Origin of the sequence: Idiomarina seosinensis (assembly GCF_003987275.1) — a bacterium.
GTDB classification, from domain to species: Bacteria; Pseudomonadota; Gammaproteobacteria; order Enterobacterales; family Alteromonadaceae; genus Idiomarina; species Idiomarina seosinensis.
Genome location: NZ_PIQF01000001.1, coordinates 923,468 through 935,959 on the forward strand (window position 1 = coordinate 923,468; position 12,492 = coordinate 935,959).

The following is a 12,492-nucleotide window of genomic DNA, read 5'->3' on the forward strand; positions in this document are numbered from 1 at the left end:
GCTAAAGTAAATGCTCCACCGGCAAGCGCGCCGTTAACCAGACCACAATGCGGCGCGCCAAACCGGCTTCCGGTTCTTTATAATAACGTTTAGCAGGCACCTGACTTTTATCCAGCCAATACAGTTTATAAAAGCGGTTCAACCTTGGCTGAAAACTCTTTAGCGGTAACTCATGCTCAAAAATTTCATTAATCTTATCGGCTAACTTCGGTGATTGGATAACCAGTCCAGCTTCCGTATTTATTTGCGCTGAACGGGGATCAAAGTTGAATGAGCCCACGAATACCAACTTGCCATCAACGGTCACGGTTTTCGCGTGCAGACTGGAAGCAGAGCGGCGAAAATACGGCAGTAGCTTTTTCGAATCTTGATGGTCATCGTGCAACCGCCTCAGCTCATACAGCTTAATCCCCGCCATCAACAATCGACGTCTGCTGCGTTGGTAACCAGCGTGCACTGCCGGCACATCGGTTGCTGACAGAGAATTGGTTAATACCTGAATATCGACACCACTATCACTTAATTGTTCGAGTTCCCGAACGCCATTACTGGTCGGAACAAAGTATGGTGATACCATCCGTATTTGCCGTTTAGCCTGCCCTAATACGCGCGTCATTTGCTGTGTTAACAACCGTTGTGGCTTTCGATCAATCGTCGCTTTCAACGGGTCATCACTAACCCAGTGCGCTCGAACCGGTAACCAAGACTCGTCAGAAGGCTGCGTTTTTAACGGCTCTTTTAACACATAGTCTCGCAATTGCTTAGCCTCGTCCCTAAGTTGGTGGCGACGCCAGCTGTTCAAAAAAGTCTCGGTTTGGCTCCGACCCGAAATATTGCTTAACTCGACCGCTAAGTCACAGTCCCAATAGCTCTGCCAATCATGACTGATCGAATTAACCACTTCGCCTCGCACTGCCACGTCTAAATCGGAAAACAGCTCACCGGCGTGGGTGCCAAAGTATTCGTCACCGACATTACGTCCGCCGACAACGGCGAGCTGGTCATCGATAATTAACGCTTTATTATGCATACGCCGGTTTAAGCGTCGAAAGTCGGTTATCCAGTTAAGCCAGCGCATACGGCGATGCTTTAATGGATTGAATAATTTGATACTGATATTGCTTAAATGTTGTATGTCGCGCAACAGAGTTTCTAGCGTCTTGCTGTGAAAGTCATCCAACAACAAATAGATATTTACTCCGCGTTTGCTCGCCTTAACCAACTCGTTCAGTAAAGTCAGTCCGCTAATATCATCACGCCACAAATAATATTGTAACTTGATCGAGCGCTGCGCCTGACGACATAACCTCACTCGCTCCAGTAAGCTGTCGTGAGCACCATCAAGTAACAGTAGCTTAGCGCTTTTCATTACTTGATAGTATCCGTGGCTTGCTGTAAGCCATTTAGCGTTAATGGTTGCATTCTTCCCTGCATCAATTGGTTAATCATCCGCACTGAATGATAATATCCCCAATATCTCTCCGGCTGTGGATTAAGCCAAACCGCTTTAGTAAACTTTTTAAGCAAGCGTTTTAACCAAACTTCGCCAGGCTCTTCATTCCAGTGTTCAACACTGCCGCCGGGATAGGCAATTTCGTATGGACCCATAGTCGCATCGCCAACAACAATTAATTTATAATCATCACCATAAGTTTGGATGACCTGCTCGGTCGGTACCTGTTCTGTGCGTCGACGCTGATTGCTTCGCCACAACCCCTCGTATGGACAATTATGGAAGTAATAAAGCTCTAGATGGCGAAATTCGCCTTTTAGCGCTGTAAACAACTGCTGAACCTGATAAATATGATCATCCATTGAGCCACCGACATCCAATAACAATAAAATTTTTACAGCATTATGTCGTTCCGACTGCCATTGCAAATCCAACAAACCACCTTGGCGCGCCGTCGCTTTTAAAGTTCCTTCTATATCAAGCTCAGTTGGAGCACCGGTGCGAGCAAATTGACGTAGGTTGCGGAGCGCTATCTGATAGCTACGTTGTTCCAGGCTCGCGTCTTCATCCAAATCACGAAATTCGCGCTTATCCCAAACTTTTGCAGCGCTACGATTGCGATTGCCCTGCTGCCCAATGCGAATACCGCCAGGATGATAGCCATAGGCGCCATAAGGCGATGTACCGCCGGTACCTATCCATTTAGAGCCTCCCTGGTGACGCTCCTGTTGCTCCTGCAAGCGTTCGTGAAAACTTTTTAATAATTCATCCAAGCTTCCAAGCTGCTTAACTTTCTCCTTTTCTTCGTCACTGAGTTCTCGTTTCAATGCATTTTCTAACCAGTCCGCGGGAATTTTCTCCGTTACATCCACTTGCGCAACCCGCTCGACATATTCGCTGAAGGCGCGGTCAAAGCGATCATAGAGACTCTCATCTTTCACTAAGATTAAGCGACTGATGTAATAAAACTCGTCGACATCCGCAAACACCACTCGCCGACTTAAAGCCTCCAGTAAATCGAGCCACTCAGTGATCGTGGTTTTTACCCCGTGGCTTCTAAGTAGTTGAAAAAATTCAATTAACACGGCGAACTCGTTCGACTAATTCAACATCTTGTTCGTGCTTTAACAAAGCTCCGGTCAAGGGTAACGCACTGCCCTGTTGGCGCGACTGGCGCAATTGCTCAGCATCAATATCTTCGGCCACCAACAAGCGAATCCAGTCGAGCAATTCAGAGGTTGACGGCTTTTTCTTCATCCCCGGTATTTGCCGCAAGTCAAAAAATAACTCTAGCGCCTCAGTTAACAGCTGCGGCTGCAGGTTAGGAAAGTGAACTTGCGCGATCTGTGCCAACGTTTGCTCATCAGGAAATTGAATAAAATGGAAAAAACAACGACGCAGAAAAGCATCTGGCAATGCCTTCTCATTATTTGATGTAATAATCACAATCGGCCGTTGTTGCGCCTCAATGTGTTCTCCTGTTTCGTAGACATGAAACGCCATTTGATCAAGCTCATGCAGCAGATCATTTGGAAACTCTATATCCGCTTTATCAATCTCATCGATAAGCAATACTGGCCTTTTACTCGCGGTAAACGACTGCCACAATTTACCGGGCTTAATATAATTACTAATATCGTGAACTTTATCACTACCCAGCTGACTATCACGCAGACGCGACACCGCATCATACTCGTAGAGCCCTTGTTGTGCTTTAGTCGTTGACTTTATTGACCATTGCAGCAAATCAGCGTCTAACGAATCCGCAAGCTCCTGAGCTAATCGAGTTTTACCGGTACCTGGCTCACCCTTTAACAATAAAGGCTTCTCCAGCGTCACTGCGGCATTCACGGCCGCCGCCAGTTGATCAGATACGATGTAGCTATCAGTACTACTAAATGCCATTTTAATTCCTTTGGTTTGTTACTTAATACGATTTAAAACTTGCGCCAAATCCTCTTTTACAAAGGGTTTAGTGAGATAGTCGTCCATTCCCGATTGTAACGCCAGACTTCGTGTATCGTGAAACGCATTGGCGGTTAGCGCAATAATATAAGGTTGCTGAATTTCGAGCGCACGAATTTGTTGAGTGGTCTGCATACCGTCCATACCGGGCATGTGTAGATCCATAAAAATTGCGTCAAATACTTCTGCGCTTAGTTGCTCCAGAGCTTGTTGACCGCTCTCTACTGCAGCTACCTGCTGGCCTAAACTTACCAGCATTTCACGCACAATCATTTGGTTAATCGTATTGTCATCGACTACCAATATATTCATCGTTGGAAGTTCCGGTAATGGCAACTCGGCGAGCTGCTGATGACTTAACGACCCGCCGAAATGAACAGCCATGGGTAAGCATACCGTAAAACACGATCCCTCACCGAGCTCGCTATCAACCTGAATAGTGCCACTAAGTAATTGTACTAAATTACGCACGATCGCTAAGCCGAGTCCGCTGCCCTGTTGTGATTTATTCAGGCCGTCATCTTCCTGTTCGAACAGTTGCCAGATTCTCCGCGTATCACGAATCCCGCTACCACTGTCTATAATCTTAATCTCTAGCTCTCCTTTGCGCTTATTCTCGGCGAGCCACTGTGCTTTAATAGCTATTTGCCCTTCATCGGTAAATTTAATGGCATTACTTACCAGGTTGCTGATGATCTGAATAAGCCGGGAATGGTCAGTAATTGTTTGCTTGGGCAGTGCGCCTTCAACCTGCAACGAAAAACTAAGGCACTTTTCTTTTATACGTTGCTCAAACAACAAACGAACATGCTGCAATATATGCTCAATGCTGTGCGTTCCCAGTTTTATTTTAAGCTGACCTTCTTCCGCTCGTGTTAAATCGAGTAGATCATTCAGGGTATTCAGCAGATAGTCACCACTATTTTTAATGGTCGTCAACAAACCCTGTTGATATGGCGTCACATCCGTTCCCTCAAGCACCGACGCCAGTCCTAAAATGCCATGCAAAGGAGTTCTTATTTCGTGGGACATATTAGCCAGAAAAACGTTTTTTGCATGAGCAGCGCGGCGCGCATCTAGTTCTGCTTGCTTTTGCTCTGTAACGTCGGTAATTGTGCCAGCATAGCGCAATACATCGCCATTACCGTCACGTTCGATGATACGTCCGCGATCTAACACATAAATCCAGCGGCCATTGCGGTGCAGCATCCGGTATTCGCTTTCGTAAAATGGCGTTCTGCCCTGTAAGTGATCAGTCAGCGCGTCAATGACTCGTTGATAATCCTCTTCGTGAACGCGGTTTGACCAGGTTTTAATATCTCGTTCCAACTCATCCAGCTCAAACCCAAAAATATTTGCCCAACGCTGATTAAATTCAGTACGACCTGTCTGTGGATTCCACTCCCAAGTACCCAGGCGAGTCGCATCTAATAGTAAGCTCAGTCGATTACGTTCCGTCTCAAGCCTAAGTTCCAGCTCTTTACGTTCGGTAATATCAATTAAATACCCAAATAATAGGTAAACATTATTTTCATGATCGGTTTTAACAACGGTGGTGTCAGTAACCCAGACATAATGCCCCTGTTTGTGCTTAACCCGATAATCTTGATGTGTTAGCCGGTAGCCCGTTTCCCCAGATTTAAGTAGTTCTACTTCTTGATTAACACGGTCGTGATCGTCTTCATGAATAAGAAATTTAAAGTGCACGTCACGCCGTAAAAATTCTTCTTTTGAGTAACCAAAAACAGAACTGACATTTTCCGAAACATATCGCACCGGCCACAGCTCTGTGTCTTCCCAAACAAACACAGATAGACCCGTACCGGCGTTAATTAGTTCTTCTAAACTTTCGCCGGTAACCGGTTCTGGTTCATAAGGATACAAAGTTGTTGTCATTGGCTATTTGCTGCTTCACTCGGTTAAGGTACACTGAGATTAACAATAAAAATAAATCACATACAGTAAATGGCGCAAAACCATGGCAACTGATGTCAATCAATGGCAGACCCAACTGCTCGAGCAAGTCGATAAACTCATCGCTATTGCTAGGCAACAGTTGGTTCAGCAAGAACAGATTAGTGACCCTAAAATTAGAGGCCCGGAATATTGGCAGCGCTATGCCAAACACCACTATGTAAAGGCCGCAGAGTTAATAAAACAAACACCGTTCGAGGCTGCTAAGCACTTCCGTCGGGCGGCACTATTGGGGCACGGTAAAGCCATGCTTTATTTAGGGCAAATGTTTTTGCAAGGCCAACATCTCCCACACAGTCCCTTTCATGCCTGTTGCTGGCTATCACTGGCGGAGAAAGCTGGAGAGCAGTCAGCCACCGAAGTTTTGTCAAAGCTAACTCATCAGCTTACCGCGCACGATATCAATCGCGCTCGCCGTTTAGCCGCAGAACGTTTTGAACAACTTTGCGATGCCAGTTTTAGTCATTGAGCCAATTAACTAGCGCCACAATTCTACTCTTTTCCGAATATTTCCAGTCTCGACTAATGACTGTAACTCGTCAGCTAACCGCTGACCTGCCTCAATTGCCTGCTGCCAGTATCTAATCCGTTGCGGTGCAGGTAACTTCTGGAAATCGGTACGATCGGGAATTTTTCCATAAGGCAGCGACTTAACGAATGCGTCGGAGGGAGATATAAAGACTACATTCGGCCAATCTTTGCCGGTTGTGCGCCGGCGCTTAAGGCGCTTATCAAACCAACCGGGGATCGCTTCCGAATGAAAGTGGGGATAAAGTACTAACCCATTAACTTGCGATAAATCAACATCAAAATGGTAATCGGTAATTCCACCGTCGCGGTACACCCCCGGCGGCGCACCAGGAATATCTTTGACCCCTTCTAATACTAAAGGGATTGATCCGGTCGCCAATAACGCGGATTGAAAATTTTGTTCCGTTAGACCGACAAAGCGCGTCGGCAAATCATTCCAGTGACGGCAAAAATTCAGGTCAGACTGCGGATGATGAAACATAACCCTCTCGTAATAACGCCCCAAAGACCGTCGGTTAACCGAATTCGCTAACGCCGACGACAACAGTCCCAGCATTTGTCTGCGACCCTCTGCGGCGGTGCTGCGTAAACAACGCGCAACAATAAAGTGATGCCGAACTTTGGTCTGCGCTAATATTGAAGTTACCGCCGAATCGGGTACGTACCGGGCTAATAGTTTCCGTGCCTCGTCAGTTATCTCTTTACGGTCTGGGTTTTCGCTGTAGGTTTGAGTGCTATATAGCTGTGCAAACAAGTCACTGGCAGCAACCGGATCTGGCTGTCCTAAGGATGCAAAGCGCCAGGCCCCGGCTGATGTTCCCAACGTATTTAACGGCTGCTTTTTATGACGAAAAAACTCCCCAAATAGCCACCTGTCCATGCCCTGCAAAATAAACCATTTGGGCCCACCAGAAGCACCAAGCATTAAATCAATGTCGTCAGCACTCAGGCCGTTATCTTTTATTTGCTGGTAAGCCTGTGCGCCGGCTTTTATTGATAATAACGAGTCAGTCATACGAACCTTTTATAATTGTTTCTTTCGTTCAGCAAGTAACCCCAACGTCAGCAAAATAGCCAACGTTGCCGGACCTATTAAATGTAGCGGCACAAGATGCAACCAGGAAGCCAGCAACGGCGTAAACCAAATCAATAAGTAGCCATACCCAAACGCACACACCAACACAAAAATTAATGCACGCAGCAAAAAATGCAGACCTGAGATTTGTCGCCGGATCAGTTGGTTGACCTCGTTACCGTATATAACCAACAATGTCGCGACAATCGCCATCGCAATCTGATACAAATGCGGGCGTACCATCATTCCCAGCTCATTCAGCAACTGCAACACAACTCACCTATTCCATTATTTTTTTGGTAACCGAAGTATACGATTTTTACAGTAGCTGCGCACCCCTTGCGTATCGCGCCAACCAAGTGACTCTGTTACTATGTGATTTATCTATAGCAACCCAGTTAATAAATCCGTTATGAAATTTATTTCTTTTAATATCAATGGAATTCGTGCCCGACTGCATCAACTTCAGGCGCTAATCGACAAACATCAACCCGACGTGATTGGGTTACAGGAAACCAAAGTTCACGATGACCAGTTTCCACTGGCAGATGTTGAGGCTATGGGTTATCACGTTATTTTCCACGGTCAGAAGGGTCACTACGGTGTCGCCTTACTCAGTAAAAAGCCGTTGGAAAATCCACAATTCGGTTTTCCAACTGACGACGAAGATGCCCAGCGACGGATGATTATGGGTGATTACCCAATGCCTGACGGTAAGCGCATTCGAGTACTAAACGGCTACTTCCCCCAAGGCGAGAGTCGCGACCACCCGGTTAAGTTTCCGGCTAAAGAAAAATTTTACCAGGACTTAATGAATTATGTAGAAAGCCAGTTAAATCCGGACGACCCAGTGGTCATCATGGGAGACATGAATATTTCTCATCAGGATTTAGATATCGGCATTGGTGAGCAGAATGCTAAACGTTGGCTGCGTACCGGTAAGTGCAGCTTTTTACCCGAAGAGCGGGAATGGCTGAACCGTTTGTTAGATTGGGGTTTAACTGACACCTACCGTCAGCATAATCCAGAAAACACCAATGAATACAGCTGGTTTGACTATCGTTCGCGCGGTTTTGACGATAACCGAGGCTTGCGTATTGACTTAATTTTGGCCACAGAGGGTCTTGCCAGTCAGTGTACCGACACAGGTATTGACTACGACTTACGGGGTATTGAGAAACCATCGGACCACGCGCCGATCTGGAGTACCTTTAACGTTAGCTAACGACTATTGGCCGCCACACAACCGTTAGTGTTCGTGTGGCGGTAGCGTATCCAACGCTCGGCGGATAATTACCGCCAAATCATAATAATCTGGCCCATGTCCCCCTTGCGGACGGCAATTTTCACCGCTTGCTTTTAATTTTTCCTGTAATTCTTTATACCATCGCTTTAACCGTGGTGATAGTGGCTGTTTCGCACGCCAACCTAGCCAATACAAACCTTGTAACGGTAACGACAACATAATTAAAGACAGTAAAACCCCTTGAGCTAATTGCTCCGCCGGCATAAATTGATAAAACAGAACGGCGTTAAGAACCGCAATTGCAGGTGTCCAGCGTTCGCCGTGCTGTGTCATCGGTATTACCCGTGACTCTGTAAACCCCGCAGTAACCGAATGATGAGGCCATTCTTTGGCGTAATCCCGGCCGTCTTTAATAACCTGCAAAAAATTTCGTCGCATGCCCTCTCCTATCAACAGCGTGCTGTTATTATAACCAATTAAAGGCCGATTGTACGTTTACTAGTCATCGAAATTTTATGTTATTTTACAACACCTTATAGAGTTACATGCGTGTAGTTCACAAAGATATCCACAGATAATGTGGATACAGTTGCAGGTCCATCCAAGGTTTGCCAAGATACGATCATATTCATTATCCGAGCCGTAATCGTGTTGACAGAGTTATTTCCTATTTTTTCGCCTGCCAGTGGCCGTATCGTTACCACTAACGAGCCTCCGTCACCGATGGCAACCAACCAAATTTTTGGCGAGGGTCCGCTGCTTGAGATGAGCGGCAGCAAACTCTACGCGCCTTTTAATGGAACTATTACGGCAAGTAGCGCAAGTGGTGATTTTATTCGCTTAAGACACGACAGTGGCGTTACTCTGACCCTGATAATTGGCAGTGGCCGTGAGTTTAGCCATAATCCGGCGTTGCAGCGGCTGGTTAAAGAAAATCACTCGATTGAGGGCAATCAACCACTACTGGCAGTTAATCAACCACTGTTGCGAGCTGGTAATAAACAACAGCGTTATTTAACATTACTACTTGAAGTGCCGACGCAATTCACATCATCTAAACTAAACATTCGCTGGCGAGACAGCGGCGCGGTAAGTGCTAAAGAATCCCCTATTTTCGAGCTAGAGCAGGAATCCAAATGATCACAGTGCATGGTATTAGTAATTGCGACACCGTTAAGAAATCACTTAAATGGCTGGATAACAACAATGTTTCCTACCAGTTTCGGGACGTCAGAAAAGAGCCCCTGACCGCCCACGAAGTTGAGCAATGGCTGCGTCAAGTGCCCGCCGAGCAGTTAATTAACAAACGCAGCACCAGTTGGCGCCAATTAACTGAACAACAAAAAGAGTTAACTGACAACACCACAGTCGCAGAGTTAATCGCAGCGCAGCCCACTCTCTTTAAACGACCTCTGGTACAAGATGAGCACGGCACACACGTCGGGTTTAACGACGCTAGTTGGCAACAAAGGTACGTATAATTTATGCAGTCAGCGACTATCGATTTAGCCAAAGCACTGATTTCCAGGCCATCAGTAACACCTGCTGATGAAGGTTGTCAGCAAATGATTGGAGAACGACTGGCGGCGTTAGGTTTTCGGTTAGAAACCATGGTATTCGAAGACACCACTAATTTGTGGGCTCGCCGTGGCGAACCGAAAGACGGCAAACCGCTATTCTGTTTTGCAGGTCATACCGACGTCGTACCCCCAGGCGATCCGGCTGACTGGGATACTCCGCCATTTGAGCCAACACTCAAAGATGGTTATCTTTTTGGCCGCGGCGCAGCGGACATGAAAGGCAGCTTGGCGTCTATGGTGGTTGCAGTAGAAACGTTTATCCAGGCACACCCTGAACTGCCTTTTGATATTGCTTTTTTAATAACCAGTGACGAGGAAGGGCCTTTTATTAATGGCACCAAACGCGTCATTAAAACCTTAGAGCAACGCCAGGAAAAAATTGATTGGTGTATTGTCGGCGAACCTTCAAGTACTGAGCAGTTAGGTGATGTGGTCAAAAATGGTCGACGCGGCAGCTTAACCGGTGACCTATCCGTACATGGTGTACAGGGTCACGTAGCCTACCCTCATCTGGCCAGTAACCCAGTGCATTCCGCAGCTGCTGCGTTGCACCAGTTGGCCACTGAACAGTGGGACCACGGCAATCAATATTTTCCGTCAACAACTTTCCAGATATCCAATATTCATGCTGGTACTGGCGCAGGTAACGTTATTCCGGGGCGGCTAGACGTACAGTTTAACTTTCGTTTTTCAACAGAGCTCACCGCCGAGCAGCTCAAGCAGCGTGTTGCAAGTATTCTCGATGAGCATTCGCTGGACTACCATATCAACTGGACACTTAACGGGCCGCCCTTTTTGACCGAGCCTGGCACGTTAGTTAATGCGGTAACTCAAGCTATTAGTCGATGTTGCCCCTATACCCCGCAACTATCTACTGCGGGCGGCACCTCTGACGGTCGCTTTATCGCGCCGACCGGCGCTCAGGTCGTTGAATTAGGGCCTGTTAACGCAACCATTCATAAAGTAAATGAATGCGTTAAAGCCAGCGATCTGGATTTATTAACAGAGGTTTATGTGGCTTGTCTTCAGCAGCTATTAGAAGATGAGACTAATAAGCCATGCTGAATTTTGCCGAACTAACCGGACAGACACAGACACACTTGCAACCGGTGCCATCGGAACAGCACTCGTTGCAAGCCGATACGGCAGCAGCTTATCAACGCCTGAAGCAAGCTGCGAGTGAACAAAGTATCAATATGAATATAGCCTCGGGCTTCCGCTCGCTAGAGCGCCAGCTCGCGATTTGGAACCGTAAATGGAGAGGTGAGTTACCGCTGCTAGACAAAACCGGAAGCTCTTTAGATGTTAACTCATTAACCAACCGGGAGAAGTTAACCGCAATACTTCATTGGTCTGCACTTCCCGGCGCTAGTCGCCACCACTGGGGCACCGACCTTGACATCTATGATGCCAGAGGGCTCGCCGACAGTGATAGCAGCTTACAGCTGATACCAGCTGAATATTGCGACCCCAAGGGTCCCTGTTACAATTTATGGGTATGGTTAAGCGAACATGCACATGAATATGGCTTCTTTTTTCCCTATGCTCGCTATCAAGGCGGGATAGCTCAAGAGCCCTGGCACCTGAGCTATCGACCGGTTGCCAATAAACTGCAGCAGCAATTAACTGTTGATGCGTTAATTGAACTGATTAGATCACTTGAAATCGAGGGGCAATCGACGATACTCGAACATATTAACGACATCTACAAAAATTATATTAACAACATTTGCGAGGACAACGGATGGACCAACACCTGGTGTGGCTCATCATCGTTTTAGTGGTTGGTGTTATTGCCAGTAATTTAATGGTGCTTAAGTACACCAGCAAGTTCAAATGGCCAACCCCAAAAGATGATAACGATAGAAATGAAAAAACGCCGGACGAAGACTCGACCGACGTTGGTTCAGTAAAAACAAACCGCGACGATAAACGCTCGGGTTAGTCAGGGAATTCAACCCCTAACCGGTTGGCGACTTCGCGGTATGCCTCTACCACTCCGCCAAGGCCTTGGCGGAAACGGTCTTTGTCCAGCTTCTCACGCGTTTCAGCGTCCCACAAACGGCAACCGTCAGGTGTAAACTCATCACCTAACATGATTTGCCCGTCAAATTCGCCAAACTCAAGCTTATAATCGACCAGTATCAGACCTGCTTCTTCAAACAACGCTTTCAGTACTGAGTTAACTTTAAAAGTCAGTACTTTCATCTGTTCGATTTGATCTTTGCTTGCCCAACCAAACGCCTGAATGTGGTATTCATTTACCATAGGATCGTGCAACGCGTCATTTTTTAAGAAAAACTCAAAAGTCGGAGGATTCAAGTCCGTGCCTTCCTTCACCCCCAGGCGTTTTACTAACGAGCCCGCAGCGACATTACGCACCACGCATTCGACCGGAATCATATCCAATTTTTTAACTAATGATTCCTTATCACTTAGCAGCTTATCAAGTTGCGTCGGAATACCCGCTTCTTCGAGTTTCGTCATAATAAAATGATTAAAACGATTATTAACCATTCCCTTATCCGTTAACTGCTCAACTTTTTCGCCGTCAAATGCCGATGTATCGTTACGAAACTCCAGCACTAATCGTGAGCTATCGTCAGTTTCATAAACTGTTTTTGCCTTTCCGCGATACAACTCGCTGCGTTTTTCCATGACTCGGTAG

General features: G+C 46.5%; 15 protein-coding genes. 7 read left to right on the forward strand and 8 right to left on the reverse strand.

Translation table 11 applies throughout. The annotated features are described in order from the left end of the window. Window position 1 precedes the first annotated feature (1 nt). From CWI81_RS04390 to CWI81_RS04405, 4 genes are read right to left on the reverse strand one after another with little or no spacing between them, the layout of a single operon-like run. Window positions 2–1,369 carry a phospholipase D family protein gene (locus CWI81_RS04390; protein ID WP_126783997.1) on the reverse strand — a complete coding sequence of 456 codons (1,368 nt, stop codon included), beginning with the start codon at window positions 1,367–1,369 and terminating at the stop codon, window positions 2–4. After that, a complete protein-coding gene (locus CWI81_RS04395) occupies window positions 1,369–2,538 on the reverse strand; it encodes a vWA domain-containing protein (protein WP_126783998.1) in 1,170 nt (389 codons plus the stop codon). The genes CWI81_RS04390 and CWI81_RS04395 overlap by 1 nt, the downstream gene beginning before the upstream one ends. Beyond that, window positions 2,528–3,358 (reverse strand): AAA family ATPase, encoded by an 831-nt coding sequence (locus CWI81_RS04400; RefSeq protein ID WP_126783999.1) that lies wholly within the window; start codon window positions 3,356–3,358, stop codon window positions 2,528–2,530. The genes CWI81_RS04395 and CWI81_RS04400 overlap by 11 nt, the downstream gene beginning before the upstream one ends. An 18-nt stretch (window positions 3,359–3,376) precedes the next feature. After that, window positions 3,377–5,314, reverse strand: coding sequence for a PAS domain-containing hybrid sensor histidine kinase/response regulator (locus tag CWI81_RS04405; RefSeq protein ID WP_126784000.1), 1,938 nt, complete (start codon window positions 5,312–5,314; stop codon window positions 3,377–3,379). Window positions 5,315–5,396: 82 nt separating this feature from the next. On the opposite strand from CWI81_RS04405, the gene CWI81_RS04410 reads away from it, so the two are divergent. Then, window positions 5,397–5,861: an SEL1-like repeat protein gene (locus tag CWI81_RS04410; protein ID WP_126784001.1), complete on the forward strand. Its 465-nt coding sequence runs from the start codon at window positions 5,397–5,399 to the stop codon at window positions 5,859–5,861. Window positions 5,862–5,870: 9 nt separating this feature from the next. On the opposite strand, the gene CWI81_RS04415 is transcribed toward CWI81_RS04410, so the two are convergent. Together CWI81_RS04415 and CWI81_RS04420 are read right to left on the reverse strand one after the other, a co-directional pair. Further along, on the reverse strand, window positions 5,871–6,938 hold the full coding sequence (locus tag CWI81_RS04415; protein ID WP_126784002.1) for an alpha/beta hydrolase: 1,068 nt from the start codon (window positions 6,936–6,938) through the stop codon (window positions 5,871–5,873). Window positions 6,939–6,947: 9 nt separating this feature from the next. Next, window positions 6,948–7,271 carry a DUF3392 family protein gene (locus CWI81_RS04420; RefSeq protein WP_126784003.1) on the reverse strand — a complete coding sequence of 108 codons (324 nt, stop codon included), beginning with the start codon at window positions 7,269–7,271 and terminating at the stop codon, window positions 6,948–6,950. Between the two features lie 139 nt (window positions 7,272–7,410). Here CWI81_RS04420 and xthA point away from each other — a divergent pair, with 139 nt between their 5' ends. Next, window positions 7,411–8,223, forward strand: a complete 813-nt coding sequence (gene xthA / locus CWI81_RS04425) for an exodeoxyribonuclease III (RefSeq protein ID WP_126784004.1) — start codon at window positions 7,411–7,413, stop codon at window positions 8,221–8,223. 24 nt (window positions 8,224–8,247) lie between these two features. Here the strand turns inward: xthA and yfbV are convergent, their stop codons facing one another. Next, window positions 8,248–8,682, reverse strand: a complete 435-nt coding sequence (gene yfbV, locus CWI81_RS04430; RefSeq protein ID WP_126784005.1) for a terminus macrodomain insulation protein YfbV — start codon at window positions 8,680–8,682, stop codon at window positions 8,248–8,250. Window positions 8,683–8,892: 210 nt separating this feature from the next. Here yfbV and CWI81_RS04435 point away from each other — a divergent pair, with 210 nt between their 5' ends. Genes CWI81_RS04435 through CWI81_RS04455 form a run of 5 tightly spaced genes read left to right on the forward strand, consistent with a single transcriptional unit; the run spans window position 8,893 to window position 11,769 of the window. Further along, a complete protein-coding gene (locus CWI81_RS04435; RefSeq protein WP_157983293.1) occupies window positions 8,893–9,384 on the forward strand; it encodes a PTS glucose transporter subunit IIA in 492 nt (163 codons plus the stop codon). After that, complete coding sequence (locus tag CWI81_RS04440) at window positions 9,381–9,725, forward strand: Spx/MgsR family RNA polymerase-binding regulatory protein (protein WP_126784007.1); 345 nt, start codon at window positions 9,381–9,383, stop codon at window positions 9,723–9,725. Before CWI81_RS04435 ends, CWI81_RS04440 begins: the two co-directional genes overlap by 4 nt. Window positions 9,726–9,728: 3 nt before the next feature. Then, complete coding sequence (dapE, locus tag CWI81_RS04445) at window positions 9,729–10,889, forward strand: succinyl-diaminopimelate desuccinylase (protein ID WP_126784008.1); 1,161 nt, start codon at window positions 9,729–9,731, stop codon at window positions 10,887–10,889. After that, a complete protein-coding gene (locus CWI81_RS04450; protein WP_126784010.1) occupies window positions 10,883–11,605 on the forward strand; it encodes a M15 family metallopeptidase in 723 nt (240 codons plus the stop codon). Before dapE ends, CWI81_RS04450 begins: the two co-directional genes overlap by 7 nt. Next, window positions 11,569–11,769 (forward strand): DUF2897 family protein, encoded by a 201-nt coding sequence (locus CWI81_RS04455; RefSeq protein ID WP_126784011.1) that lies wholly within the window; start codon window positions 11,569–11,571, stop codon window positions 11,767–11,769. The genes CWI81_RS04450 and CWI81_RS04455 overlap by 37 nt, the downstream gene beginning before the upstream one ends. Here the strand turns inward: CWI81_RS04455 and purC are convergent. Then, entirely contained in the window at window positions 11,766–12,482 is a 717-nt protein-coding gene (purC, locus tag CWI81_RS04460) for a phosphoribosylaminoimidazolesuccinocarboxamide synthase (RefSeq protein ID WP_126784013.1), read from the reverse strand. The two genes, CWI81_RS04455 and purC, sit on opposite strands and share 4 nt — an antisense overlap. Window positions 12,483–12,492: the final 10 nt, after the last annotated feature.